Source organism: Pseudomonas brassicacearum, from assembly GCF_918698105.1.
In the GTDB taxonomy this organism is placed as follows: Bacteria; Pseudomonadota; Gammaproteobacteria; order Pseudomonadales; family Pseudomonadaceae; genus Aquipseudomonas; species Aquipseudomonas brassicacearum_F.
In genome coordinates this window covers 1-24,456 of the sequence record NZ_CAKKMI010000089.1, presented here as the reverse complement: position 1 = coordinate 24,456, position 24,456 = coordinate 1, and the positions used below count along the sequence as shown (strand labels likewise).

General features: G+C 61.3%; 25 protein-coding genes and 1 tRNA gene. 15 read left to right on the top strand and 11 right to left on the bottom strand.

Going from position 1 to position 24,456, the window contains the following annotated elements; genetic code table 11:
* Positions 1–71: 71 nt before the first annotated feature.
* The 4 genes from LQ215_RS25355 to LQ215_RS25340 are packed head-to-tail and all read right to left on the bottom strand — an operon-like array spanning position 72 to position 4,130.
* Entirely contained in the window at positions 72–1,112 is a 1,041-nt protein-coding gene (locus tag LQ215_RS25355) for an AbrB family transcriptional regulator (RefSeq protein WP_230153108.1), read from the bottom strand.
* Positions 1,105–2,619: a tripartite tricarboxylate transporter permease gene (locus LQ215_RS25350; RefSeq protein ID WP_230153107.1), complete on the bottom strand. Its 1,515-nt coding sequence runs from the start codon at positions 2,617–2,619 to the stop codon at positions 1,105–1,107. Before LQ215_RS25350 ends, LQ215_RS25355 begins: the two co-directional genes overlap by 8 nt.
* Before the next feature lies 1 nt (position 2,620).
* Positions 2,621–3,082 (bottom strand): tripartite tricarboxylate transporter TctB family protein, encoded by a 462-nt coding sequence (locus LQ215_RS25345; protein ID WP_230153106.1) that lies wholly within the window; start codon positions 3,080–3,082, stop codon positions 2,621–2,623.
* A gap of 55 nt (positions 3,083–3,137) precedes the next feature.
* Positions 3,138–4,130, bottom strand: coding sequence for a Bug family tripartite tricarboxylate transporter substrate binding protein (locus tag LQ215_RS25340; protein WP_436839597.1), 993 nt, complete (start codon positions 4,128–4,130; stop codon positions 3,138–3,140).
* A gap of 426 nt (positions 4,131–4,556) precedes the next feature.
* Between LQ215_RS25340 and LQ215_RS25335 the strand changes: the two genes are divergently transcribed.
* Both LQ215_RS25335 and LQ215_RS25330 read left to right on the top strand, forming a co-directional pair.
* Entirely contained in the window at positions 4,557–5,228 is a 672-nt protein-coding gene (locus LQ215_RS25335; RefSeq protein ID WP_003198779.1) for a response regulator, read from the top strand.
* Positions 5,221–6,606 (top strand): sensor histidine kinase, encoded by a 1,386-nt coding sequence (locus LQ215_RS25330; RefSeq protein ID WP_230153105.1) that lies wholly within the window; start codon positions 5,221–5,223, stop codon positions 6,604–6,606. The genes LQ215_RS25335 and LQ215_RS25330 overlap by 8 nt, the downstream gene beginning before the upstream one ends.
* Positions 6,607–6,779: 173 nt before the next feature.
* Here LQ215_RS25330 and LQ215_RS25325 read toward each other — a convergent pair whose 3' ends face one another.
* Positions 6,780–7,601, bottom strand: a complete 822-nt coding sequence (locus LQ215_RS25325; RefSeq protein WP_057449741.1) for an HDOD domain-containing protein — start codon at positions 7,599–7,601, stop codon at positions 6,780–6,782.
* Positions 7,602–7,636: 35 nt separating this feature from the next.
* Positions 7,637–8,578, bottom strand: coding sequence for a CAF17-like 4Fe-4S cluster assembly/insertion protein YgfZ (gene ygfZ / locus LQ215_RS25320; protein ID WP_230153103.1), 942 nt, complete (start codon positions 8,576–8,578; stop codon positions 7,637–7,639).
* Between the two features lie 149 nt (positions 8,579–8,727).
* Here ygfZ and LQ215_RS25315 point away from each other — a divergent pair, with 149 nt between their 5' ends.
* On the top strand, positions 8,728–8,982 hold the full coding sequence (locus LQ215_RS25315; RefSeq protein ID WP_230153101.1) for a succinate dehydrogenase assembly factor 2: 255 nt from the start codon (positions 8,728–8,730) through the stop codon (positions 8,980–8,982).
* The gene (locus LQ215_RS25310) at positions 8,966–9,418 is read left to right on the top strand and encodes a protein YgfX (protein WP_230153099.1); all 453 of its coding nucleotides are present in this window, start codon (positions 8,966–8,968) and stop codon (positions 9,416–9,418) included. The genes LQ215_RS25315 and LQ215_RS25310 overlap by 17 nt, the downstream gene beginning before the upstream one ends.
* Here LQ215_RS25310 and nadB read toward each other — a convergent pair.
* Positions 9,387–11,003, bottom strand: a complete 1,617-nt coding sequence (nadB, locus tag LQ215_RS25305) for an L-aspartate oxidase (protein WP_230153098.1) — start codon at positions 11,001–11,003, stop codon at positions 9,387–9,389. The genes LQ215_RS25310 and nadB overlap by 32 nt on opposite strands.
* A gap of 559 nt (positions 11,004–11,562) precedes the next feature.
* Between nadB and rpoE the strand changes: the two genes are divergently transcribed.
* The 4 genes from rpoE to LQ215_RS25285 all read left to right on the top strand — a co-directional run bounded on the left by rpoE (position 11,563) and on the right by LQ215_RS25285 (position 15,391).
* Positions 11,563–12,144 carry an RNA polymerase sigma factor RpoE gene (gene rpoE, locus LQ215_RS25300; RefSeq protein ID WP_003172477.1) on the top strand — a complete coding sequence of 194 codons (582 nt, stop codon included), beginning with the start codon at positions 11,563–11,565 and terminating at the stop codon, positions 12,142–12,144.
* Between the two features lie 31 nt (positions 12,145–12,175).
* Complete coding sequence (locus tag LQ215_RS25295; protein WP_230153096.1) at positions 12,176–12,763, top strand: sigma-E factor negative regulatory protein; 588 nt, start codon at positions 12,176–12,178, stop codon at positions 12,761–12,763.
* A 12-nt stretch (positions 12,764–12,775) separates the two neighbouring features.
* Positions 12,776–13,723, top strand: coding sequence for a MucB/RseB C-terminal domain-containing protein (locus LQ215_RS25290; protein ID WP_230153095.1), 948 nt, complete (start codon positions 12,776–12,778; stop codon positions 13,721–13,723).
* 234 nt (positions 13,724–13,957) lie between these two features.
* Positions 13,958–15,391 (top strand): DegQ family serine endoprotease, encoded by a 1,434-nt coding sequence (locus tag LQ215_RS25285; protein ID WP_230153094.1) that lies wholly within the window; start codon positions 13,958–13,960, stop codon positions 15,389–15,391.
* Positions 15,392–15,454: 63 nt separating this feature from the next.
* Here the strand turns inward: LQ215_RS25285 and LQ215_RS25280 are convergent, their stop codons facing one another.
* The gene (locus LQ215_RS25280) at positions 15,455–16,888 is read right to left on the bottom strand and encodes a M48 family metalloprotease (protein WP_230153093.1); all 1,434 of its coding nucleotides are present in this window, start codon (positions 16,886–16,888) and stop codon (positions 15,455–15,457) included.
* A gap of 98 nt (positions 16,889–16,986) precedes the next feature.
* Between LQ215_RS25280 and LQ215_RS25275 the strand changes: the two genes are divergently transcribed.
* Together LQ215_RS25275 and LQ215_RS25270 are read left to right on the top strand one after the other, a co-directional pair.
* A complete protein-coding gene (locus LQ215_RS25275) occupies positions 16,987–17,226 on the top strand; it encodes a sulfurtransferase TusA family protein (protein WP_014337032.1) in 240 nt (79 codons plus the stop codon).
* A gap of 28 nt (positions 17,227–17,254) precedes the next feature.
* Positions 17,255–18,325: an AI-2E family transporter gene (locus LQ215_RS25270; protein ID WP_230153092.1), complete on the top strand. Its 1,071-nt coding sequence runs from the start codon at positions 17,255–17,257 to the stop codon at positions 18,323–18,325.
* A 135-nt stretch (positions 18,326–18,460) separates the two neighbouring features.
* On the opposite strand, the gene LQ215_RS25265 is transcribed toward LQ215_RS25270, so the two are convergent.
* Entirely contained in the window at positions 18,461–18,934 is a 474-nt protein-coding gene (locus LQ215_RS25265; RefSeq protein ID WP_230153090.1) for a peroxiredoxin, read from the bottom strand.
* Between the two features lie 10 nt (positions 18,935–18,944).
* Positions 18,945–19,505, bottom strand: coding sequence for a glycine cleavage system protein R (locus tag LQ215_RS25260; protein ID WP_003184325.1), 561 nt, complete (start codon positions 19,503–19,505; stop codon positions 18,945–18,947).
* A 315-nt stretch (positions 19,506–19,820) separates the two neighbouring features.
* Between LQ215_RS25260 and dapA the strand changes: the two genes are divergently transcribed.
* From dapA to LQ215_RS25235, 5 genes are all read left to right on the top strand, one after another.
* The gene (gene dapA / locus LQ215_RS25255) at positions 19,821–20,699 is read left to right on the top strand and encodes a 4-hydroxy-tetrahydrodipicolinate synthase (protein WP_003198806.1); all 879 of its coding nucleotides are present in this window, start codon (positions 19,821–19,823) and stop codon (positions 20,697–20,699) included.
* A 17-nt stretch (positions 20,700–20,716) separates the two neighbouring features.
* Positions 20,717–21,832 (top strand): outer membrane protein assembly factor BamC, encoded by a 1,116-nt coding sequence (gene bamC / locus LQ215_RS25250; protein ID WP_092148600.1) that lies wholly within the window; start codon positions 20,717–20,719, stop codon positions 21,830–21,832.
* A gap of 4 nt (positions 21,833–21,836) precedes the next feature.
* The gene (locus LQ215_RS25245; protein ID WP_230153089.1) at positions 21,837–22,595 is read left to right on the top strand and encodes an MBL fold metallo-hydrolase; all 759 of its coding nucleotides are present in this window, start codon (positions 21,837–21,839) and stop codon (positions 22,593–22,595) included.
* A gap of 27 nt (positions 22,596–22,622) precedes the next feature.
* Complete coding sequence (purC, locus tag LQ215_RS25240; RefSeq protein ID WP_025212375.1) at positions 22,623–23,336, top strand: phosphoribosylaminoimidazolesuccinocarboxamide synthase; 714 nt, start codon at positions 22,623–22,625, stop codon at positions 23,334–23,336.
* An 83-nt stretch (positions 23,337–23,419) separates the two neighbouring features.
* Positions 23,420–23,509, top strand: a tRNA-Ser gene (locus tag LQ215_RS25235).
* A gap of 478 nt (positions 23,510–23,987) precedes the next feature.
* Here LQ215_RS25235 and LQ215_RS25230 read toward each other — a convergent pair.
* Positions 23,988–24,254 (bottom strand): hypothetical protein, encoded by a 267-nt coding sequence (locus LQ215_RS25230; protein ID WP_053162077.1) that lies wholly within the window; start codon positions 24,252–24,254, stop codon positions 23,988–23,990.
* Positions 24,255–24,456 lie beyond the last annotated feature (202 nt).

Genomic DNA, 24,456 nt, shown 5'->3' with positions numbered 1-24,456 from the left:
CTCCCACAGGGTTCTAGGGCAACACAAATCCCCTGTGGGAGCGAGCTTGCTCGCGATGGGGGCAACTCGGTCTACAAGTCCGAACCCGGCTTGCGCATCCAATACCTGAACAATGGCTCCGCCAGAAACAGCACGAACAGCAACCGCATCACCTGCAACGCCGTCACCAAGGGCACCGACAGTTGCAACGTCTCGGCCGTCAGGCTCATTTCCGCGATGCCGCCGGGCATCATGCCGAGGGTCAGTGAACGCAGGTCCAGGTGGGTCAAGGTGCTCAGGCCCAACGCCGCCAGGGTGGCGATCAGCATCGTCAACACCGTACCCACCAGCGTGCGGCCCATGAACGATGGCGCCCGGCGAAAGAACTGTCGGTTGAAATGACAACCCAATCCGCTGCCGATCAACCACTGGCCGACCTGGCTGGCGCCGTTGGGCAGGCCGATGTGCAGGTCCCAACCGACGCTCACCGCCGCACTGACCAGCAACGGTCCGAACAACCAGGGATTGGGTTGGCGCAAGCGCTCCCAGACCCAGGCGAGCAGGGCGCCCGCCGGGAACAGCAGCGCCAGCCACAGCCAGTCCACGGTCGTGGCGTGTTGCACCGGTGCGCCTTCGCCCAACAAGTACTTGAAGGCCGCCGGCACGCACAGCACCACCACCAGCACCCGCAGGCTCTGGCCCGCCGCAACACGACTGAGGTCCGCGCCGTTGCGGGCGCCGAGGTTGACCATTTCGCCGGAACCGCCCGGCATGCTCGAGAAAAACGCCGTGGCGCGGTCCTCGCCGGTGCGACGCATCAGCCAGACACTCACCACGCTGGACACGCTGGTGATCAGCGCGCCGAAGAAGATCAGGCCGAAGTGGCTCAGGACCTGCTCCATCACCACCGGAGTGAAGTGCAGGCCGATACCGATACCCACCACCCATTGGCCGCATTTACGGCCGCCGGGGATTTCCATCAGTTGCCACGGCGTAAGACAGCGCACCAGGATGATCGCCAGCAACGAGCCGACCATCCAGGGCAAAGGCCAGCCGATCAGGCTGGCCAGGTAACCGCCGGCCAGACCGACCAGCGGTGTTCCCCACCATTGTCTGAATATCGCCTCAGACATTGGCCAGGGCGCGACGTTGTGCGGCGCGGCGACGCCAGATCCGCAGCAACGGCATGAACAGCATGATCGCCGTCAGCACCCAGCAGCCGAAGGTGATCGGGCTCGACCAGAGGATCTCCAGCGCACCGTTGGAAATCGACAGCGCGCGGCGCAGGTTCTGCTCCATCAGGCCACCGAGGATGAAGCCCAGCAGCACCGGCGACAGCGGGAAATCCAACTTGCGCAGGATGTAGCCGAAGATGCCGATGCCGATCATCAGGAACAGGTCGAACGTGGTGGCATGCACCGCATAGACACCGATGCCGGTGATGATCGCGATGACCGGTACCAATGCCCAGTTCGGCACGGCCAGGATGCGGGTGAAGACGCGGATCATCGGAATGTTGAGGATCACCAACATGATGTTGGCGACGAACAACGACGCGATCAGGCCCCAGACGATGTCCGGCTGTTGCTGGAACAGCAGGGGGCCAGGGGTGATGTTGTACAGCGACAGCGCGCCGATCATCACCGCGGTGGTGCCCGAGCCGGGAACGCCGAGGGTCAGCATCGGCACCAACGCACCGCAGGCCGCGCCGCCGATGGCGGTTTCCGGGGCGGCGAGGCCGCGCTTGTCACCCTGGCCGAACGTGCCACTGGCACCGGCGATACGCTTCTCGGTCATGTAGGCCACGGCACTGGCCAGGGTCGCGCCAGCACCCGGCAGCACGCCCATGATGAAACCGAGCACGCCGCAGCGCAGGTTCACGGTGAAGACCGACGCCGCTTCCTTGAAGTTGAACATCATCCGCCCGGTGGCTTTTACCGCTTCCTGGCCGCGATGGGTTTTTTCCAGCAGCAACAGGATTTCGCTGATGGAGAACAGGCCCAGCACCAGCACGACGAACTGGATGCCGTCGGTCAGGTGGATGTTGTCACCGGTGAAGCGGTACACGCCGCTGTTGGCATCGATCCCGACGCAGGACAGGAACAGGCCGATCAGCGCCGCGATGAACGTCTTGAGCGGCCGGTCGCCGGCCATGCCGCCGAGGCAGACAATGGCGAACACCATCAGCACGAAATATTCCGCCGGCCCGAAGGCAATCGCCCATTTGGCCAGCAAGGGCGCGAACAACACCATGCCGCAGGTGGCGATGAACGCGCCGATGAACGAACTCCACGCCGACAGCGACAACGCTACGCCGGCCAAGCCCTGGCGGGCCATCGGATAGCCGTCGAGGGTGGTCATCACGGTGGAGGCTTCACCTGGGATGTTGAGCAGGATCGAGCTGATACGTCCGCCGTATTCGCAACCCAGGTACACCGCCGCCAGCAGGATCAGCGCCGATTCCGGCGGCAGCCCCAGGGCAAAGGCAATCGGGATCAGCAGCGCCACGCCGTTGATCGGGCCCAGGCCCGGCAGCAGGCCGACCACGGTGCCGATCAGGGTGCCGGTCAGGGCTGTGACGAGGTTGTAGGGGGTCAGTGCAACGCCAAAACCCTGGCCGAGATAATTCAGGGTATCCATATCAATTCTCCAGGACGTCGAGCAGGCCCAGGGGCAGCGGCACGTCCATCAGCTTGTCGAACAACAGATAAAGACCGATGGCCATCAGGCTGATGATCACCGCGCTCGGCACCCAGCGACCGCCGTAAAGGCGCGCCATCGGCACGCCGATCAGGATGCTGGCGAGGATGAAGCCCAGGGGTTCGAAGGTCCCGGCGAAGACCAGCAGCAGCACCACGCAGATACCGATTTTCTGCAGGGTTTCGCGGTCCAGGTGCGGGTCCTCGTCGCTGTGCACGATGGGCGTAGGGCGAAACAGCATGTACAGCAATGCCAGCCCCATCAGCCCGATCATCAACAAGGGAAAGGCGCGGGGGCCGACCGGTTCGTAGGAAAAGGCCGCTTGATAGGGCCAAGCCATCAGCGCCAGGCCGATACAGACCAGCAGCAGCACCGCGGCAAAAATACGTTGGATGGTGAGCATGACTAACTCCTGGGCGGCGCCGACAGTGCCAGCGCCGCCGCGAGAACAGAGACGGTTACTGGATCAGGCCGAACTCTTTGGCCAGCACCTTGTAATCAGCCACTTGTTTCTTCACATAGGCATCCAGTTCCGGGCCGGTCATGGCAAACGGGAACAGCTCGCGCTGGTCGCGCAGCTTGGCGAACTCTTCGGAAGCCAGCAGTTTGTCGAAAGCGTCTTTCCACCAGGCGTAGTCTTCGTCGCTGACCTTTGGCCCGAGGTAGAAGCCGCGGACCACCGGCCAGAGGATGTCGTAGCCTTGCTCACGAGCGGTCGGGATGTCTTTCATTTCCGGCTCGTCCAGGCGTTTATCGGAGAACACCGCCAACAGGCGCATGTCGCCGCTCAGGATGTGCGGCATGGAGTCGGAGATGTCGGTACTGCCGACCTGGATATGACCGCCGAGCAGGGCGGTGGCGATTTCACCGCCGCCTTCAAGGGCTACGTAGCGCAGTTTGCGCGGGTCGATTCCGGCGGCCTTGGCGATCAGGGCAGTTTGCATCCAGTCCTGGCTGCCGACGGTGCCGCCGGAGCCGATCACCACCGAGCCTGGATCTTTCTTCAGGGCCTGCACCAGGTCGTCGAGGTTCTTGTAGGGCGAATCGCTTTTCACCGCGATGGCGCCGTAGCTGGTACCCACGGCCGCCAACCAGCGCACGGCGTTTTCGTCGAAACGACCGAACTTGCCTTGCGCCAGGTTCAACAGCGAACCGCTGGACCAGGCCACCAGCGTACCGGCGTCGGCCGGACGCTGGGCGACCACGGCGTTGTAGGCCACCGCGCCGACACCGCCGGGCATGTAGGTCACCCGCATGGGTTTGGTCAGCAGCTTCTGGTTGACCAGTGCGCTTTGCGCCAGTTTGCATGTCAGGTCGAAACCGCCGCCCGGTGCGGCCGGGGCGATGCATTCGGGGCGCTTGGGTTCTTTGGCTGGGTCGGCGGCGAGCAACTGCCCGGCGAACATCAGGCATCCGGCGGCCAGGGCTACTTTACGCAGTGATAGGTTCATTGTTGTCTCCACAGGATTGTTGTTATGTGTGGTGAAAATGTGTCGTTGACGGATTCCGCACAGGTCATCGCTGATGGGGTGCGCAGGTCGTTACCGGGATTGAATACAGGGCGACACCGCCCAGGGCGGTCTGGTTGAAGCGAGAAGGGCGAGCAGGCGCTGGGGCCTGGAGCTGCATGGACAGCATGGTGAATACTCCGCTTTTATTCTTCTTATTTAGGACGAAAACGCTTCGTGGCATTTTTCGATTCGCGATCGGCGTCGCGGCGGTCAGTCGAAACTATCCGTAAAGGGACTCTAACGGCCCAACCTTTCGCTAACCTTTCAAAAGCTTTCAGCGTGTTTTTTGGCTTCACAGTGGCGGATGCGGCTGTAAACTCCGCGCCAAAGAATGGCGTCGGCCATCCCTGAACCGAGGAATAACCCATGCGTGTCCTGCTCGTCGAAGACCATCTGCAGCTCGCCGAAAGCGTTGCCCAGGCGCTCAAGAGCACCGGTTTGACCGTGGACGTGCTGCACGACGGCGTCGCGGCCGACCTGGCCTTGAGCAGCGAGGAATACGCCGTGGCGGTCCTCGATGTCGGGCTGCCGCGCATGGACGGTTTCGAGGTGCTGGCGCGTCTGCGGGCCCGCGGCAAGACCTTGCCGGTCCTGATGCTGACCGCTCGCAGCGACGTCAAGGACCGCGTTCATGGCCTGAACCTCGGCGCTGACGATTACCTGGCCAAGCCATTCGAACTCACTGAACTGGAGGCCCGGGTCAAGGCACTGTTGCGCCGCAGCGTGCTGGGCGGCGAACGCCAGCAGCGCTGTGGCGGGCTGGTCTATGACCTGGACACCCGCCGCTTCACCCTTGACGATGAATTGTTGACCCTGACGTCCCGCGAACAAGCCGTGCTGGAGGCGTTGATTGCCCGTCCGGGGCGGGTGATGAGCAAGGAGCAACTGGCGGCCCAGGTGTTTGGCCTGGACGAAGAGGCCAGCCCCGACGCCATCGAAATCTACGTCCATCGCTTGCGCAAGAAACTCGATGGTCATGCGGTGGCGATCGTGACGTTCCGCGGCCTGGGCTACCTGCTGGAAAATCGCAATGCATAAGCCCGACAGCCTGCGCTGGCGGTTGCTTCGCAACCTCGCACTGCTGCTGGTGGTGTTGATGCTTGCCAGCGGTTTGAGCGCCTATTGGAACGGTCGCGAGGCTGCCGATACCGCCTACGATCGGACCCTGCTGGCCTCGGCCCGGACCATCGCCGCGGGGCTTTCGGCGCGTGACGGCAGCCTCAGCGCAGATGTGCCCTACGTGGCCCTGGATACGTTCGCCTACGACAGCGCCGGACGCATTTATTACCAGGTCAATGACATCAACAAGAAGCTGATTTCCGGTTACGAAAACCTTCCCGGCCCGCCGCCCGGCACGCCGCGCACGGACGATTACCCAGCCCTGGCGCGTTTTTACAACGCTCGCTATCAGGGGCAGAACGTGCGGGTGGTGAGCCTGCTCAAGGCCGTGAGCGAGCCGAACATGAATGGCATGGCGGAAATTCGCGTGGCGGAGACTGAAGAGGCGCGGGTCAGCATGGCCCGCGGGTTGATGGCCGACACGCTGTTGCGCCTGGGCATGCTGGCCGTGGGCGCGCTGCTGTTGGTGTGGTTTGCGGTCAGCGCGGCGTTGCGCCCGCTGGAGCGCTTGCGCACGGCGGTGGAGGAGCGCCAGCCGGACGATCTGCGGCCGTTGCCGCTGGTGGAAGTGCAGCACGAATTATGGCCGCTGGTGCGGGCCCTCAACCATTTCACCGAGCGTCTGCGCGGGCAATTCGAGCGTCAGGCGCAGTTCATCGCCGATGCCGCCCATGAGCTGCGCACGCCCTTGGCCGCGCTCAAGGCGCGTCTTGAACTGGGCTTGCGTGCCAGTGAACCGGCGACCTGGCGTGAAACCCTGGAAACTGCGGCCCAGGGCACTGACCGGCTTACCCACCTGGCTAACCAACTGCTGTCCTTGGCGCGTGTGGAAAACGGCGCCCGGGCCATTGCCGAGGGCGGCGCGCAACTGCTTGATCTCAGTCAGCTGGCCCGTGAGTTGGGCATGGCCATGGCCCCGCTGGCCCATGCCCGAGGGGTGGCACTGGCCCTGGAAGCCGACGAGCCGGTATGGCTGCGGGGCGAGCCGACCTTGTTGAACGAGCTGTTGAGCAACCTGGTGGACAACGCCTTGGCCCATACCCCATCGGGCGGCAATGTAATCCTGCGGGTTTGTGCGCCGGCCGTGCTGGAGGTCGAGGACGATGGCCCCGGCATTCCGCTGCACGAGCGGGACCGGGTGTTCGAGCGGTTCTATCGACGCAACCAGCAAGTGGCCGGTTCAGGGCTGGGATTGGCGATCGTCGGCGAAATCTGCCGTGCGCACCTGGCGCAGATCACCTTGCACGACGGGCAGGAGCGCGGGTTGAAGGTGCGGGTGAGTTTTATCCCAGGGTAAACCTGGCAATGCAAAACCCTGTGGCGAGGGAGCTTGCTCCCGCTCGGTCGCGCAGCGGCCGCAAAAGCTTAGGGCTGCTTCGCACCCCAGCGGGAGCAAGCTCCCTCGCCACAAAAGCGTCTCCTGACCACAAAAGAGCATGACCAGAGAGGCCTTCATGGCTTCAGGTGTTCCTAATAGAACATCGACCGCGCTTCTTCGATATCTGCACACCGGGCCTTGTTCTCCGGGTCGATGCCCAGTTTTTTGAAGGCGGGAACCCCGAACACGTCGATCTTGCTCAGGGGATGGTCGGTGTCCTTGTAGCAATACAGCGCCGCGACCTGCACCAGGTCGACATAATCGATTTGCTTGGAGTCCCGGGTGAAATCCAGGTACAACCCCGGCAGCTTCACCAGACGCTCCGGAAACTCCCAGACACTGAGCAACTTGTCCCCCAGCACCGGGTGAATCGTTTCGATGACATGGTTGAGGCTGACAGGGTCCGACAGCAATTCATTATTGTCTTGTGCATACGTCAGGATCGGCAGCACGCCAATCTGGTGCACCAGCCCACCCAGTGCGGCCTGGTCGGGCTTGAGTTGGGTGTAACCGCGACACAGCGCATAGCTGACGCCGGCGATCTCCAGGCTCTTGCGCCAGACTTCGCGCATCTTCAGTTCCACCACCTCGGAGCGGGCGTGGAAAATCTGCTCCATGACCAGGCCGATCGCCAGGTTGCTGCTGTAGTTGACGCCCAGCCGGGTGATGGCCGTGTGCAAGTCGGTGACTTCCTGGGTGGCGCGCAGCAACGGGCTGTTGACCACTTTTATCAGGCGTGCCGAGAGGGCCGTATCGCGGCCGATCACTTTGCTCAGGTTGCTGACGCTGATTTCCGGGTCTTCGGCGGCCCGGCGAATCTGCAGGGCCACTTCCGGTAATGTTGGCAGAACCAGGTCATCGTTATCGATGGCCTGCACCAAATCCCGTTGGACCTTATCCGCCAAATCGCTCATTTCGGTTCTCTAGGGTATTGCGGCAAATGCTGCGATCAGCGCTGGATTTCGCGGTCGCGGTCCAGTTCGTAAGGCAGGTCCAACAGTTGCAGGCGTGGGCCTTCCAAGGTACCGAGGTGCAAATTGTCGTCTTCTGCTGCTTCGGCCTGCAAGACCGCCAGCAGTTCAATGTTTCCCTCGGCGCGGGCGGCAATCACCACTTCGCCGATGGAACTGCCATGCGTGGGGCAGAACAGCGCTGTGCCCGGCTCCGGCAGTTCGCTGGCGTCCAGCTGCAGGCGATAGAGGCGTCGCTTGAGCTTGCCCAGGTACTGCATGCGGGCGACGATTTCCTGGCCGGTGTAGCAGCCTTTCTTGAAACTGACGCCGCCGACGGCTTGCAGGTTGAGCATCTGTGGGATGAACAGTTCGCGGGTGGCCGGCATGACCTGGCCGATTCCGGCGCGGACCTGGCCCAGCAGCCAGGGGTTCAGGTCCGCCTCGGCCAATGCTGCGCCCAGGCGGGTTCGCAGTGTCTGGGCCTGTTCGGCGGGCGCCCACAGTTCGGCGCGACCGGGAGATACACGGATGGCAATCAAGCCTTCATGGCGAGCCACGCTGTCGGTGTCGCTCGGCAGTTCGAGGCCCAGGCCAGCCAGCGCCTTGTCGGCGTTGTCCAGGCCGAAGCGAACCCAGGCCGCGCTTTCGTCGGTGAGCTTGGATTTGGAGAACACGGCATATTTTTTCAGGTCGGCCAGCTGCGGCTCGAGCAGGTCGGCGGCCATGGCCATCAACACGCCGTCGCCTTCGAGCAGGATGCGGAAGCTCGATTGCATCCGGCCTTTCTGGGTGCAGCGGGCGCCGAGGCTGGCCCGGCTGTCGCTCAGGTAGTCGAGGTTGCAGGTCAATTGGCCTTGCAGGAATTTGCCGGCATCCACGCCGCGGACCGCGAGGACGCCTTCGTGGGACAGGGTGCAGAAAAAAGCGGAATCAGCCATGGGTCATCGCAGGATAAAAGGTCTGGTAGACATCATAAGGGGGCGCCCTTGAAATGGGTAGTTCACAAAGGATCGATGGTGCCCGACCAAAGCTGTCTGTTCCGCGGCGGCGGGGCCTGTATACTTGCGCTCTATTTGAGGAGCGCTCCATGGTCGAAGATGTTGAACTGAATCGCCTCTACTGGCACAGCCGCCGCGGCATGCTTGAGCTGGACGTGTTGCTGGTGCCCTTCGTCAGAGAGGTTTATCCCCATCTCAATGAAGTCGACCGCGCGTGCTATGTCCGCCTGCTCGAATGCGAGGATCAGGACATGTTCGGCTGGTTCATGGAGCGCAGCGAATCCGAAGACCCTGAGTTGCAGCGCATGGTCCGGATGATCCTGGACCGTGTCCAGCCCAAGTAATCGCTTCGAATGCCGCTGGCAGGCCTCCGGGCAACTGCTGGCGGCCTATCTGCTGGCCCAGGTGTTCGCCCTGGGGTCGTTGTTCCTGTTGTCCGCCCCCTCCTGGGTCGTGGCGCTTGGCGTTGTATTGTGCCTGGCCCATGGCGCCTGGGTGATCCCTCGATATGTAGTGCTGAACCATCGCCGGGCTTTCTGCGGGTTGCGTTGCAATGACGCTGGCTGGCAACTCTGGAGCCGGGCCGATGGGTGGCGCGCTGTGCAGCTGCGCCCCGATAGCCTGGCGCTGCCGATGATCATCGTGCTGCGTTTTCGCGTGCAGGGTGAACGGCGGGTCCGCTCGCTGTGCGTGCCGCGCGACGCGCTGGCGCCGGATATTCATCGGCGCCTGCGGGTGCGGCTCAGGTTCAGTCGGCGTAGGTGGGCGGCACCAGGATAGTGTCCAGTGCCTCGGGCAGCAGGTCCGGGTAGTCCAGCGTGTAATGCAGTCCCCGGCTTTCCTTGCGCTCCATGGCCGAGCGAATCATCAGTTCGGCCACCTGGGCCAGGTTGCGCAGCTCGATCAGGTCGCGGCTGACTTTGTAGTTGCTGTAGAACTCGTCGATTTCATCCAGCAGCAAGCGCACCCGATGTTGTGCCCGTTGCAGGCGCTTGTTGGTGCGCACGATGCCCACGTAGTCCCACATGAATCGCCGCAGTTCGTCCCAGTTGTGCGCGATGATCACGTCTTCGTCCGAATCGGTGACCTGGCTGGCGTCCCACGAGGGCAGGGCGGCTGGCACGGCAATCTGCGGCAATTGCGCCAGGATGTCCGCCGCCGCCGAGCGAGCGTAGACGAAACATTCCAGTAGCGAGTTGCTGGCCATGCGATTGGCGCCGTGCAGGCCGGTGAAGCTGGTTTCGCCGATGGCATACAGGCCAGGCACGTCGGTGCGGCCCTGTTGGTCGACCATCACGCCACCGCAGGTGTAATGCGCCGCCGGCACCACCGGGATCGGCTGCTTGGTGATGTCGATGGAAAACTCCAGGCAGCGTTCGTACACCGTCGGGAAGTGGCTCTTGATGAATGCTTCGGGCTTGTGGCTGATGTCCAGGTAGACGCAATCGATGCCCAGGCGCTTCATTTCATGGTCGATGGCTCGGGCGACGATGTCGCGCGGGGCCAGTTCGGCGCGCGGATCGAAGCGCTGCATGAAGCGTTCGCCGTTGGGCAGCTTCAGGTGCGCCCCTTCGCCACGCAGGGCTTCGGTGATCAGGAAACTCTTGGCCAGCGGGTGATAGAGGCAGGTGGGGTGGAACTGGTTGAACTCCAGGTTCGCCACCCGGCAACCCGAACGCCAGGCCATGGCGATGCCATCGCCGCAGGCGCCGTCGGGGTTGCTGGTATACAGATAGACTTTCGCTGCACCACCGGACGCCAGGATGACGAAGCGCGCGCCGTAGGTGTCGACTTCACCGGTGCCGCGATTGAGCACGTAGGCACCGAGGCAGCGATCGCCGTCCAGGCCCAGGCGTTTTTCGGTGATCAGGTCGACCGCGACGCGCTGTTCGAGCAATTCGATGTTCGGCCGCAGTCGTGCCTGGGCGAGCAGGGTCTTGAAGATCGCGGCACCGGTGGCGTCGGCCGCATGGATGATGCGCCGATGGCTGTGACCGCCTTCGCGCGTCAGGTGGAACTCGAAACCGCCGTCTTCGGTGCCCGATTGTTCGTCACGGGTAAACGGCACACCCTGGTCGATCAGCCACTGGATGGCTTCCCGGCTGTGTTCCACGGTGAAACGCACCGCTTGCGGGTTGCAAAGGCCACCGCCGGCATTGAGGGTGTCGTCGACATGGGATTCAATGGTGTCGGTATCGTCCAGCACGGCTGCGACGCCGCCCTGGGCCCAGAAAGTCGAACCGTTGGCCAGGTCACCCTTGCTCAGTACTGCAATGCGCAAATGCCCAGGCAAGGTCAGTGCAAGGCTCAATCCGGCGGCTCCGCTGCCGATTACCAGAACATCGTGTTGAAACTGTTGGCTCATTCGAATGGTTTCCGCTCAAGGCGACCCGGGTCGGGGTTGGCGCAAGACACCGCTTCAACGGGTCAGGCAGCCACGCAGCCCACTAGTATATAGAGGGGGGGATCGGCACAATAGCCGGGCCTTCATGGCAATGTGAAACCAGCGTGACAGAAAAGCGACACGCTTCGTCGGATCGCCGGTTTTGGTACAACGTCGATTAGGCCGCCGTTTCGAGGACAGAACGCTGTTTATCTCGTCACAGTTGCCTGATATTCAGTGTGCAGCGCTATAAATAGTGGGAACTTTTGCCAAGCGCCTACGTTCAATAGACGGTTGTCTGCAAAAGGGAGCAGCGTCGGGTGGGTGCAGGATTTCGATTGGAGTCTCTGCCGTCAGGCCCGGTGACAGATTATTCGCGCAGCCGGGGAATCTCCTGCTGCGTTTTTCGTGCGTGCCGAGATCAGAGCGCGCCGGAAACTTGCTTGGAAGGGGGAGAACTTTTGCGAAAAGCCCGAGTCTATGTTTGCAAGCCCGGTCAATTAGTAATGCAAGCCTCCTTCGAGCTTATCGAGGAGTGTTCATGCTAACCCAGGAAGAGGATCAGCAGCTGGTCGAGCGCGTCCAACGCGGCGACAAGCGAGCTTTCGATCTGCTAGTGCTTAAATACCAGCACAAAATTCTCGGGTTGATCGTGCGTTTCGTGCACGACACCCATGAGGCGCAGGATGTCGCTCAGGAAGCCTTCATCAAGGCCTACCGCGCGCTTGGTAATTTTCGCGGGGACAGCGCGTTTTATACGTGGCTTTACCGCATCGCCATCAACACGGCGAAAAACTATCTGGTTTCACGCGGCCGCCGGCCGCCGGATAGCGATGTAAGTTCTGAGGATGCCGAGTTCTATGATGGCGATCATGGCCTCAAGGATCTCGAATCACCGGAACGTGCGTTGCTGCGGGATGAGATTGAAGGCACTGTCCATCGAACCATCCAGCAATTGCCCGAAGATTTGCGTACGGCTTTAACTTTACGTGAGTTCGACGGTCTGAGTTACGAAGACATTGCGAGCGTCATGCAATGTCCTGTAGGCACCGTGCGCTCCCGGATCTTCCGCGCTCGGGAGGCCATTGATAAAGCCCTGCAACCTTTGTTGCAGGAAAACTAGTGACAGCGGCGACAGCCAAGAGAGGAACGCCATGAGTCGTGAAGCCCTGCAGGAATCGCTGTCCGCAGTGATGGATAACGAAGCGGACGAACTGGAATTGCGTCGGGTATTGAATGCCTTCGACGATGTTGAAACCCGTGAGACCTGGGCTCGTTACCAGATCGCCCGGGCTGTGATGCACAAGGACTTGTTGCTTCCACGCCTGGACATCGCTGCGGCCGTTTCCGCTGCATTGGCTGACGAAGCCGTGCCGGCAAAAGCTTCTCGCGGACCATGGCGTAGCCTGGGTCGCCTGGCGGTAGCCGCTTCGGTCACCGTGGCCGTACTGGCCGGTGTTCGCCTGTACAACCAGGATGAGATTGCCGGCGTGCAAATGGCGCAGCAATCCAACCAGCCAGGCTTGGCTGCTCCACAGGTCAAGGGCCCAGCGGTATTGGCCGGTTACAGCGAAGGTTCGGAAGCCGCAGGCCCGATGGTCAACGGTGTTCTGCAAGGCCAACCTGGCTGGCATGATCAGCGTCTGCCCAACTACCTGCGTCAGCATGCTCAGCAAGCGGCCCTGAAAGGTACTGAAAGCGCGCTGCCTTACGCCCGTGCAGCTAGCCTGGAAAACCGTTAATAAGGAAAACCATTGCGCGCCATACCTCTATTCACGCTTCTGCTTGGTGGCTGGTGTGCAATTCCAGCCCATGCCGATGAGGCTCAGGACTGGTTGAACCGCCTGAGTCAAGCCGAGCAACAGCAGAGCTTCCAGGGCACTTTCGTTTACGAGCGCAACGGTAGTTTTTCTACCCATAACATCTGGCATCGCGTCCAGGATGGCAAAGTCCGCGAGCGGTTACTCCAGCTCGACGGCTCGGCACAGGAAGTCCTGCGCATTGATGGGCATACTCAATGCGTCAGCGGCTCCTTGATCGCGGGGCTGGGCAATACGCCTGACGGCACCTCACGTAGGCTCGATTCGCAAAAACTCAAGAATTGGTATGACCTGGCCGTCATTGGCAAGTCGCGCGTGGCCGGGCGACAAGCGGTCATCGTGGCGTTGACGCCCAAGGACCAGCATCGCTATGGCTTCGAGCTGCATCTGGACAAAGAGACTGGACTGCCGCTCAAGTCCCTGTTGCTCAATGACAAGGGCCAGTTGCTTGAACGTTTCCAGTTCACCCGCTTGAACGTCGCCGCGCCGACAGACGGTGATCTGCAAGCCAGTGCCGAATGCAAGGCTGTCACGCAGGATTCCGCCAAGGTCGTCGCGGTGAAAGCCGCCTGGCACTCGGACTGGCTTCCGCCTGGCTTCGAGCTGACCAGCAGTGCCGTGCGCAAGGACCCCGACACTCAGGTCCAAGTCAACAGCCTGATGTACGACGATGGCCTGGCGCGCTTCTCGGTGTTCCTGGAACCGTTGAACGGGGCCAACGCCACCGATACCCGTACTCAGCTAGGTCCGACGGCTGCCGTATCCCGCAGGCTCACGACGCCCCAGGGCGAAATGATGGTCACAGTGGTCGGTGAGATTCCGATCGGTACGGCGGAACGGATTGCGCTTTCCATGCGCTCCGACGTCACGGCGACTCAATAGCCTGCTGGCTGCATGGGGGGTTCGATTGCGCGAGAGGCTGATGATGCCAAGGCTTGATCGAAATGCCGAAACTTCCTGTCAGTATTTTCATTTGCAAAAGCTCAGTTTTTTTTCTATAGGTCAGAGCCGCTCGGCCCTGGCCTTGTCTGTTTCCGGAACAAAAATACCAGCGTATCTTTTCCTGGTATTCCTTGCTCCATATCGCTTAACCATGCTCGTCGTAACGGGAGCCGTATGTCGATACCACGCTTGAAAACCTATCTCTCCATCCTAGCCACCGTGCTTGTGCTCGGCCAGGCCGTTCCTGCCGTGGCGGTCGAGTTGCCCGACTTTACGCAATTGGTCGAGCAGGCTTCGCCCGCCGTAGTGAACATCAGCACGACCCAGAAACTGCCGGATCGCCGCGTATCGGACCAGCAGATGCCGGACCTGGAAGGTTTGCCGCCGATGCTGCGTGAGTTCTTCGAGCGCGGCATGCCGCAACAACCCCGTTCGCCCGGCGGCGGTGGTCGCCAGCGTGAAGCGCAATCCCTGGGGTCGGGTTTCATCATTTCGCCTGACGGCTACATCCTGACCAACAACCATGTGATCGCCGATGCCGACGAAATCCTGGTGCGCCTGGCCGATCGCAGCGAGCTCAAGGCCAAGCTGATTGGCACCGATCCACGTTCTGACGTGGCGCTGTTGAAAATCGAAGGCAAGGATCTGCCCGTGCTCAAGCTGGGCAAATCCCAAGACCTGAAAGCCGGTCAATGGGTCGTGGCCATCGGTTCGCCGTTCGGCTTCGATCACACCGTGACCCAGGGTATTGTCAGTGCCATCGGCCGCAGCCTGCCGAACGAAAACTACGTGCCGTTCATCCAGACCGACGTGCCGATCAACCCGGGTAACTCCGGCGGCCCGCTGTTCAACCTCGCGGGTGAAGTCGTCGGCATCAACTCCCAGATCTATACCCGTTCGGGCGGTTTCATGGGCGTGTCCTTCGCGATTCCGATCGACGTTGCCATGGACGTGTCCAACCAACTGAAAAGCGAAGGCAAGGTCAGCCGTGGCTGGTTGGGCGTGGTCATCCAGGAAGTGAACAAGGACCTGGCCGAGTCGTTCGGGCTGGAAAAACCCGCCGGTGCGCTGGTGGCGCAGATCCAGGAAGGTGGCCCGGCTGCCAAGGGCGGCCTGCAAGTGGGTGACGTGATCCTGAGCATGAATGGTCAGCCGATCGTCATGTCCGCCGACCTGCCGCACTTGGTGGGTGCCCTCAAGGCCGGTGCCAAGGCCAATCTGGAAGTGATTCGTGAAGGCAAGCGCAAGAACGTCGAATTGACCGTCGGCGCCATTCCTGAAGAAGGCAAGGAGTTGGATTCGCTGCCCAAGTCTGGCGTCGAGCGCAGCAGCAACCGTCTAGGCGTGGCGGTGGCCGAGCTGACCGAAGAGCAGAAGCGCACCCTGGAGCTGCAGGGCGGTGTGGTGATCAAGGAGGTCCAGGAGGGTCCTGCCGCCCTGATCGGCCTTCAGCCGGGCGACATCATCACGCACCTGAACAACCAGGCCATCGGTTCCGCCAAGGAATTCACCGACATCGCCAAGGCGTTGCCGAAGAATCGTTCGGTCTCGATGCGGGTCCTGCGCCAGGGACGTGCAAGCTTCATCACCTTCAAACTGGCCGAATAACCGGTTAGTGGCTCAATAAAAAACCGCCTCGATAGAGGCGGTTTTTTATTGCCTGGCAAATGCTCAGCCCATCATGTCCTTGACCATGCGTTCCTGCTCCATGAGTTCCCGCTGCCGGGCATCGATGCGTGACGACAAGGGGAAATTGGTGCCGGCGCGCCGCTTGGCGAAGTCCAGTTGCTGAATGGCCTGACGGTAGTCGCCCACCAGTGCGAAGTACTCGGCACGAGCCTGATGCAGGCCGATGATATTGCCCGACAGCCCGCGGGTCTCGGCCACCATGTACCAGACGTCCGGATCGTCCGGGCGGGTCTTGAGCAGGTTCTCCAAGGCCTTCTCGGCATCGGCGGCGCGGTTCTGCTTGAACAGCAGGTCGACGCGTACCTGGTTGAGCGGGTAGTTGCCCGGGTATTGGCTCAGCATCCGGTCGACGCGTGATTGAGCGTCGGCCAGTTTGTTGCTGGTGATGTCCAGATCCACCTGGGCGAGGTTGTAGATGATCTCGTTGGGCGATTTGGCCAGCAGCGGCTTGAGATTCTCCCGTGCTTCATTCAACTGGCCGCCCTTGATCTGCGCGATCGCCAGGCCATAGCGCGCCACGTCGTTCTTCGGGTTCTCATCCAGCTGCGCCCGGAAACGCTTGGCGCCCAGGCCCGGGGTTTCTTCATAGATCAACTGGACCCGCGCGCGAATCAGTTGATAGCGCACGCTGTCCTCGATGCCCCCCGGCTTGGCCTGTTCGGCGCGGTTGCGGGTGTCGGCGATCCGGGATTCGGTCACCGGGTGAGTCAGCAGGAATTCTGGAGGCTTGGCGTCGAACCGGTACTGGCGCATCAGGCGCTCGAACATGGTCGGCATGGACCGCGGGTCGTAGCCAGCCTTCTCCAGGTTCTGGATGCCAATGCGGTCGGCTTCCTGTTCGTTCTGGCGCGAGAAACGTCGTTGTTCCTGGATGGCGGCGGCCTGGGTCCCGGCGATGGCCGCGATCCCGGCGTCCCCGCCACCGGCGGCGGCAATCACGATGCCGGCCAGCAGCGCGGCCATCATGGGCACTTGCATGCGCTGCTGGGCTTCGACGCCGCGGGCGAAGTGGCGTTGTGACAAGTGCGCCAGTTCGTGGGCCATGACCGAGGCGTATTCGCCTTCGGTCTGTGCATTGAGGAACAGGCCGCCGTTGACCCCGACGATTCCACCCGGTGCGGCGAAGGCATTGAGCTGCGGGCTGTTGATCAGGATGAATTCCAGGCGCCGGTCATTGACCTGGCTGGTTTCCACCAGTTTATAGACGCTGGATTCGACGTAGTCCTTGAGCTGTGGGTCGTTGAGCTGTGAAACCTGGCTGCGCAGCAGGGCCAGCCAGGCGCGGCCCAGTTGGTGCTCCTGTTCTGGCGAGACGATGGCAGAACTGGCGTCGCCAAGTGACGGCAGGTCGTCGGCGAAGCCCGGTGAGGCAAGCAGGCAAGCGAGCGTCAGCAGGGTGGGGCGCAGAAATGTCATGCACGGAGCCTTAGTCGACAAAGACCTTACTGTAGCCGGACACCGGGCGCGGGACCAGATATTCTAGGCCGCTCAACGATCTGCCGCGGAGTGAACCCATGACTGATGCTGTAGCCCACGATGCCGAACTGGACGCCAGCGGCCTGAACTGTCCGTTGCCGTTGCTCAAGGCCAAGTTGGAGCTCAATCGCCTGGCCAGTGGCAGTGTGCTCAAGGTGATCGCCACGGATGCGGGCTCCCAGCGTGATTTCCGCACCTTCGCCCGATTGGCCGGTCATACGCTGCTGCGTGAAGAAGACGATAACGGCGTCTACCGTTACTGGCTGAAAAAGGCCTGAAACCGACAGCGTCTCTTAAGGATTTTTAATGTTCAAAGTGTTACGCGACTGGATCCAGCGCTACTTCTCCGATGAAGAAGCTGTGGTGCTGGCAGTGCTGTTATTCCTGGCCTTTACCGCCGTGCTCACCCTGGGCGGCATGCTGGCGCCGGTGCTGGCGGGGATGGTGCTGGCGTACCTGATGCAAGGGTTGGTCACGACCCTGGAGCGCTTGCGGTTGCCGGGTGCGGTGGCGGTGGGCTTGGTGTTCGCCCTGTTCATGGGCTTGTTATTGGTGTTCATCATCGTGATCGTGCCGCTGCTCTGGCACCAGTTGGTGACGCTCTTCAACGAGTTGCCGGGGATGCTTGCCAAATGGCAGTCCGTGCTGTTGCTGTTGCCCGAGCGTTATCCGCACCTGGTGTCCGACGAGCAGGTGTTGCAAGCCATTGAAGTCGTGCGCGGCCAGATCGGCAAGTTCGGCCAGTGGGCACTGACATTCTCGCTGTCCAGCCTACCGCTGCTGGTGAACATCATGATCTACCTGGTGCTGGTGCCGATCCTGGTGTTCTTCTTCCTCAAGGACCGGGAAATGATCGGGCGTTGGGTCCGTGGCTACCTGCCGCGTGAGCGGACGCTGATTACCCGAGTGGCCCAGGAGATGAATCGACAGATCGCCAACTACATTCGTGGCAAAGTCATCGAGATTTTTATCTGTGGCGGCGTGACCTATATCGGCTTCGTGACCATGGGGCTCAATTACGCCGCCTTGCTGGCGCTGCTGGTGGGCATCTCAGTGGTAGTGCCTTATGTCGGTACCGTGGTGGTGACCGTGCCGGTGGCCTTGATTGCGCTGTTCCAGTGGGGCTGGAGCGATCAGTTCATCTACCTGATGGCGGTCTACGGGATTATCCAGACGCTGGACGGCAACGTGCTGGTCCCCCTGTTGTTCTCCGAGGCGGTGAACCTGCATCCGGTGGCGATCATCTGTGCGGTGCTGCTGTTTGGCGGGCTGTGGGGGTTCTGGGGGGTGTTCTTCGCGATTCCCCTGGCGACGCTGTTCAAGGCGGTGCTGGATGCGTGGCCGAGCAAGGAGCCGGTGGTGGCGCCGTTGCTATAGCGGCCAATCTGCATGAGTCGGTGAGGCTGATGGCGCCATCGCGAGCAAGCTCGCTCCCACTCTGGATTGGTGGTGTTAATCAATCCTGTGGGAGCGAGCTTGCTCGCGAAGGGGCCAGTACAGGCAGCGAAAACTTCAGGCGTTGTTGAGTGCCTGAGCCGCCGCCAGCACCGCATCCACATGCCCCGGCACCTTCACGCCACGCCATTCCTGGCGCAGCACACCGTTCTTGTCGATCAGGAAGGTGCTGCGATCAACGCCCAGGTATTCCTTGCCGTAGAGTTTTTTCAGCTTGATCACGTCGAACAGCTGGCAGACGGCCTCGTCCTTGTCACTGATCAGCTCGAACGGGAACTCCTGCTTGCACTTGAAGTTCTCGTGGGACTTGAGGCTGTCCCGGGAGATGCCGAACACTTCGGTGTTGGCAGCCTGGAACTGCGCATACTGGTCCCGAAAACCCCGGCCTTCAGTGGTGCAGCCCGGGGTGCTGTCCTTGGGGTAGAAGTAGATCACCACCTGCTTGCCCTTGAGGGCGGCGAGGCTGACGGTCTGCCCGCTGGTGGCGGGTGCCTGGAAATCGGTAACCGGCTGGTCGACGGCAACGGCCATGAACGTTTCCTTACATTGGGTTTTGTGGGCGCCACGGTTCGATCAAGGCATCGAGGTTCATCGCATCGGCGAAATCCAGGAACTGATCGCGCAGCCAACTGATCTGGGTGCCGGCCGGCAGGGTCACGGTGAACGTGGCATTGAGCATGGTGCCGCCGGTCTGTGGGGCCTGGTAGGTGTCGCAGGTCAGGTTTTCCAGCTCGACGTGATGGTCCATGAAGAACTGGCACAGCTCGTTGATGATGTCCGGACGGTAGGCCGAGCTCACGTAGGCCACGTAGGGCAGGGCCTGGGGACGGTTCTCCAGCGCGGCGCTTCGTACCACATTGACGGTGAAGGCATGTTTCTTGGCCAGCACCGGCAGGCTGCCTTCCAGTCGAGCCAGGGCGTCCCAACTGCCGGAGATCTCGAGCACGAGCGCACTGCATTCGCCATGACGGGTCAGGCGTGAGGTCACGACGGCGCAGCGATTTTCATGGCTGGCGCGGCACAGGACGTTAGTCAGCTCCATGGGGTTGGCGCCAAGGGCACTGATAACAAGGAATTGTTCGCGGACTGTGGGGGTGGACATGCAGCATTCCTAAAGCGATGAGCGGTCGGTACCTTTGCCGCTCGACACAGCGCCAGGCCCGGAAAAACGAACGGCTCAAGCCTTGTGCCCGGGGTTGCGCTGCATTCCACGAAAGCAGGAATGCACCAGGACAAACCCGGGATCGGGGCTTGTGGCGTCGAAAACGGAGGCTGGAAACCGGCGTATGAGCTTGTCGGTACCGATCAAAGCCTGAAGGGTAGCGAAAACCATCGCCAAGGGGAATGGTAGTTCGCTTGTACAAGCATCTTGGCGCCAGTACCATTACCGCTCTCTTTTTCCGGCAGGAGCGGTTTCATGATTGCGGGCAGTATGGTGGCACTGGTCACACCCATGGATGCACAAGGGCATCTTGACTGGGCCAGCCTCAGCAAACTCGTGGACTTCCACCTTGAGAACGGCACCCATGCCATTGTCGCTGTCGGTACCACCGGCGAGTCGGCAACCCTCGACGTCAATGAGCACATCGAAGTCATCCGTGCCGTGGTCAAGCAGGTCAACGGTCGCATCCCCGTCATCGCCGGTACTGGCGCCAACTCGACTCGCGAAGCCGTCGAGCTGACCCGCAACGCCAAGGAAGCCGGTGCCGACGCCTGCCTGCTGGTCGTCCCGTACTACAACAGGCCGACCCAGGAAGGCTTGTACCAGCACTTCAAGCACATTGCCGAAGCCGTCGACATCCCGCAGATCCTCTATAACGTTCCCGGTCGTACCTCCTGCGACATGCTGGCCGAGACCGTGATCCGCCTGTCCACTGTGCCGAACATCATCGGTATCAAGGAAGCCACCGGCGACATGAAGCGCGCCAAGGCCATCCTCGATGGCGTGAGCAAGGACTTCATCGTGCTGTCCGGCGATGATCCGACCGCAGTCGAGCTGATCCTGATGGGCGGCAAGGGCAACATCTCCGTCACTGCCAACGTTGCTCCGCGCGAAATGGCCGACCTGTGCGAGGCCGCGCTCAAGGGCGACGCCGAGACTGCACGGGCCATCAACGAAAAACTGATGCCGTTGCACAAGGACCTGTTCATCGAGGCCAACCCGATTCCGGTGAAGTGGGCCTTGGTCGAAATGGGCCTGATGCACGAAGGCATCCGCCTGCCACTGACCTGGCTGAGCACCCCCTGTCAAGAACCGCTGCGGCAGGCCATGCGCCAGTCCGGCGTCCTGGTTTAATTGAGGAAGTACAACGCATGAAGCGAATGGCCGGACTTTCCGCACTTGCCTTGATTATCTCCAGCACCAGCGGCTGTGGATGGATCTGGGGGCCGGAAGGTTACTTCCGCGACCGTGGTAGCGATTACCTGCAGGCGCAACAGACTGCACCGATGCAACTGCCGCAAGACGTCAGCGTTGCCAAGCGCCTGGATCCGCTGCTGCCGATCCCGCGCAACGTAGCCGACGACAGCGTCAAGGGCGAATACATCGTCCCACGTCCACAGCCGCTGTCGGCCGTGGCCGATGCCAGCGACTACACCCTGCAGAAGAGTGGCGACTCCAGCTGGGTCATGGGCCAGCATCCACCGGCCGAAGTCTGGCCTGTGGCGATCCAGTTCTTCCAGGACAACGGTTTCCGCCTGGACGAACAGCGCCCGCAAACCGGCGAATTCACCACCACCTGGCAGCGCTCCGATGAACTGTCTGCCGCCATGGCCAAGCGCATGAGCGCCGCCGGTGTCGCGGCCGACAGCGAAACCCGCGTGCGGGTGCGTATCGAGCCGGGCGTGCAGCGCAACACCAGTGAAGTCTACGTGGTCAGCGCCGAGCGTCCTGCCGGCAGCACCGCCGACGTGGCCTTCACCAACCGTTCGGTCAATACCGGCCTCGACGCTGCGCTGGTGGACGACATGCTTGCCAGCATGAGTCGTAACGCGGAGCAGGGTGGTTCGGTCTCGATGCTGGCGTCCAAGGAGTTCGATGCGCCGAGTCGCGTCAGCCTGAGCGAAGACGGCAGCGGCAACCCGGTGCTCAACGTCGGCTCTGACCTGGACCGTGCCTGGTCGAGCGTTGGTCGTGCGCTGGAGCAGGGTGAGTGGCGCGTTGAAGACATCAACCGCAGCCTGGGCCTGTACTACATCAACCTCGCTGAAAAGGCCGAGAAGAAAGACGAGAAGCCTGGCTTCTTCAGTGGCCTGTTCGGCAGCAAGCCGGACAAGGAAGAAATCGAAGCCCGCGCCGAGCGTTACCAGGTTCGCCTGAGCAAGGTCGGCGACAACGTCCAGGTCACCGTCGAGAAGAACATCAACACCGTGGCGCCGGCCGATGTGGCCCGCAAGGTGTTGGGCGTGATTCAGGACAACCTGGGCTGATCCGATGCGTTTTGCCGTTCTCGGCAGCGGTAGCCAAGGGAACGGCACGCTGATAGCCAGCGCCGGCACGTACGTGTTGGTCGATTGTGGTTTCTCCCTGCGGGAAACCGAGAAGCGCCTGTTGCGCCTGGGTGTGCACCCGGCGCAACTGAGCGCGATACTCGTGACCCACGAACATGCCGACCACGTGCATGGCGTGGGTTTGCTGTCTCGGCGCTACAATCTGCCGGTGTACCTGAGCCGCGGAACACTGGAAGGCCTGCGCAAACCCATCGAGCCGGCCGGGTTCGTGGTCGGTGGCGAGCAACTGCGCATCGGTTGCCTAGATATCAGCGTGGTCAGCGTGGCGCACGATGCCCGGGAGCCGACGCAATATGTGTTCAGCGACGGCGAGCGGCGCTTTGGGCTGCTGACCGACCTGGGGTCTTATTGCGACAGGGTGATGGACAGTTACCGGGACCTCGATGCGTTGATGATCGAGTCCAACCACTGCCGCGACATGTTGGCGCGTGGTTACTACCCGTACTTCCTCAAGCAGCGGGTAGGCGGGGAGCACGGACATTTGAACAACCACCAGGCAGCGTTCCTGGTGGCCGAGTTGGGCTGGCAAGGCCTGCAACACCTGGTCCTGGCCCATCTGAGCAGCAAGAACAACCTGCCGCAGCTGGCCCGGCAATGTTTTGTCGACACCCTCGGGTGCGACCCGGACTGGCTGCAACTGGCCGATCAAGATTCAGGGCTCGACTGGCGACATATCGCCTAGCCCACTACTTAGCAAGCGGAGCCCATCATGGAAAAACGTGAAGAACTCTACCGCGGCAAAGCCAAGTCGGTTTACAAGACCGACGACGCTGACCGCTTGATCCTGCTGTTTCGCAACGACACCTCGGCGTTCGACGGCAAGCGCATCGAACAGCTGGACCGCAAGGGCATGGTGAACAACAAGTTCAACGCCTTCATCATGCAGAAACTCGAAGCCGCCGGCGTGCCGACCCAGTTCGACAAGCTGCTGGGCGACAACGAATGCCTGGTCAAGAAGCTGGACATGATCCCGGTCGAATGCGTCGTGCGTAACTACGCCGCCGGCAGCCTGGTCAAGCGCCTGGGCGTGGAAGAGGGCATGAAGCTCAACCCCTACACCTTCGAGCTGTTCCTGAAGGACGACGCCAAGGGCGACCCGTTCATCAACGAATCCCACGTCGTGGCATTCGGTTGGGGCACCGCCGAGCAACTGGCCCGCATGAAGGAATTGTCCCTCAAGGTCAACGAAGTGCTGACCAAGCTGTTCGACGACGCCGGCCTGCTGCTGGTGGACTTCAAGCTTGAATTCGGTGTGTTCAGCGACGGCTCCATCGTCCTGGGCGACGAGTTCAGCCCGGACGGCTGCCGCCTGTGGGACAAGGACACCAAGAAGAAGATGGACAAGGACCGCTTCCGCCAGGGTCTCGGTGACGTCATCGAAGCCTACGAAGAAGTCGCCCAGCGTCTGGGTGTGCCGCTGTAATCGACGCAAGCATCTGATAGCACGGAAAAAATTTCGCTCGGGGGTTCGCTTCCGGCGAATGTGCTGGTATGATGCGCGCCACTGGAGAGATGCCGGAGTGGCCGAACGGGACGGATTCGAAATCCGTTGTACTGGCGACAGTACCTAGGGTTCAAATCCCTATCTCTCCGCCATTATTGAATACGACTAAGCCCCTGAAATGATTGAACATTTCAGGGGCTTTTTCGTTTCTGGCGTTTGGTTTAGTGCGGTTCGAGCAGGTTGACTGATGGGGTATTCATCACTAGTTGATTGGGAGTTTGCCAGTGATTACAAATTTATCGAACACCTTCTGACCATCACGTGCAGCTTGCCGAACATCAAGGAGTGTCAGCTCGTCGGGAGCGACTTTTTTGGGCCTTTTGTCGACTTTTTTTATAGTGGCCATCGGAGCCTCCGAGGTCTGATTAATCGAGTCTGGGTAACCAGGAAGGGGAGGGCGTTGTGCTACGAGCGATCCCAGCCTCAACTCAATCAACCACACACCCGGGTGTCTGGCTGTTAGGGCTGCTTCGCAGCCCAGCGGGGCGGTGCGACGTTTCGCTAAATCCCCTCGCCACAGGGGCTGCGTCGATTAACTGATCAGCACCACTTTGTAGAGGCCCTTCAATGCTAGGCCGGCTCTGCATCCAAGCGCCGGGCGATGACGTCGAGCACGTCGCAACCATCCCTCAAGGGAATGCAGCACAGCTGTGCAAAGTCCTGAAGGACCACTGAGTCGCTCGGAATGTCCCCTCGCATGGCGAGGTTCTCTAAAAGCTGGGTAACCGCGCGAATTCTATAGCCCGCCGTGTCGAGCAGGATGTGCAAAGGCGCGCAGGTATCGACGAAGAGGGGTTGATCGTCGGCATTGCTGGTAAGAGCCATGTATCTATTCATTTCAAACTCCGCTTGATTGAGGGCCTTCTTACCATTTGTCATGGGTCGCCAAACCCAAGCCGCTCTTACGAGCGACATTTGGACTATAGGGTCTCGCTGGAGAAATCATCAATCAGATGATGAGTCAGAAAACTCCCTAAATTATGTGGGCGGGAAATGTCAGAAAATTCCCCGCTGCAATTGCGTTCCCCTCTTTTTTTAT

Excerpts from the sequence above, each read along its gene's own strand:
- LQ215_RS25355 (WP_230153108.1), bottom strand. The coding sequence starts at position 1,112 with ATGTCTGAGGCGATATTCAGACAATGGTGGGGAACACCGCTGGTCGGT.
- LQ215_RS25350 (WP_230153107.1), bottom strand. The coding sequence starts at position 2,619 with ATGGATACCCTGAATTATCTCGGCCAGGGTTTTGGCGTTGCACTGACC.
- LQ215_RS25345 (WP_230153106.1), bottom strand. The coding sequence starts at position 3,082 with ATGCTCACCATCCAACGTATTTTTGCCGCGGTGCTGCTGCTGGTCTGT.
- LQ215_RS25340 (WP_436839597.1), bottom strand. The coding sequence starts at position 4,130 with ATGAACCTATCACTGCGTAAAGTAGCCCTGGCCGCCGGATGCCTGATG.
- LQ215_RS25335 (WP_003198779.1), top strand. The coding sequence starts at position 4,557 with ATGCGTGTCCTGCTCGTCGAAGACCATCTGCAGCTCGCCGAAAGCGTT.
- LQ215_RS25330 (WP_230153105.1), top strand. The coding sequence starts at position 5,221 with ATGCATAAGCCCGACAGCCTGCGCTGGCGGTTGCTTCGCAACCTCGCA.
- LQ215_RS25325 (WP_057449741.1), bottom strand. The coding sequence starts at position 7,601 with ATGAGCGATTTGGCGGATAAGGTCCAACGGGATTTGGTGCAGGCCATC.
- ygfZ (WP_230153103.1), bottom strand. The coding sequence starts at position 8,578 with ATGGCTGATTCCGCTTTTTTCTGCACCCTGTCCCACGAAGGCGTCCTC.
- LQ215_RS25315 (WP_230153101.1), top strand. The coding sequence starts at position 8,728 with ATGGTCGAAGATGTTGAACTGAATCGCCTCTACTGGCACAGCCGCCGC.
- nadB (WP_230153098.1), bottom strand. The coding sequence starts at position 11,003 with ATGAGCCAACAGTTTCAACACGATGTTCTGGTAATCGGCAGCGGAGCC.
- rpoE (WP_003172477.1), top strand. The coding sequence starts at position 11,563 with ATGCTAACCCAGGAAGAGGATCAGCAGCTGGTCGAGCGCGTCCAACGC.
- LQ215_RS25295 (WP_230153096.1), top strand. The coding sequence starts at position 12,176 with ATGAGTCGTGAAGCCCTGCAGGAATCGCTGTCCGCAGTGATGGATAAC.
- LQ215_RS25285 (WP_230153094.1), top strand. The coding sequence starts at position 13,958 with ATGTCGATACCACGCTTGAAAACCTATCTCTCCATCCTAGCCACCGTG.
- LQ215_RS25280 (WP_230153093.1), bottom strand. The coding sequence starts at position 16,888 with ATGACATTTCTGCGCCCCACCCTGCTGACGCTCGCTTGCCTGCTTGCC.
- LQ215_RS25275 (WP_014337032.1), top strand. The coding sequence starts at position 16,987 with ATGACTGATGCTGTAGCCCACGATGCCGAACTGGACGCCAGCGGCCTG.
- LQ215_RS25270 (WP_230153092.1), top strand. The coding sequence starts at position 17,255 with ATGTTCAAAGTGTTACGCGACTGGATCCAGCGCTACTTCTCCGATGAA.
- LQ215_RS25265 (WP_230153090.1), bottom strand. The coding sequence starts at position 18,934 with ATGGCCGTTGCCGTCGACCAGCCGGTTACCGATTTCCAGGCACCCGCC.
- LQ215_RS25260 (WP_003184325.1), bottom strand. The coding sequence starts at position 19,505 with ATGTCCACCCCCACAGTCCGCGAACAATTCCTTGTTATCAGTGCCCTT.
- dapA (WP_003198806.1), top strand. The coding sequence starts at position 19,821 with ATGATTGCGGGCAGTATGGTGGCACTGGTCACACCCATGGATGCACAA.
- bamC (WP_092148600.1), top strand. The coding sequence starts at position 20,717 with ATGAAGCGAATGGCCGGACTTTCCGCACTTGCCTTGATTATCTCCAGC.
- LQ215_RS25245 (WP_230153089.1), top strand. The coding sequence starts at position 21,837 with ATGCGTTTTGCCGTTCTCGGCAGCGGTAGCCAAGGGAACGGCACGCTG.
- purC (WP_025212375.1), top strand. The coding sequence starts at position 22,623 with ATGGAAAAACGTGAAGAACTCTACCGCGGCAAAGCCAAGTCGGTTTAC.
- LQ215_RS25230 (WP_053162077.1), bottom strand. The coding sequence starts at position 24,254 with ATGAATAGATACATGGCTCTTACCAGCAATGCCGACGATCAACCCCTC.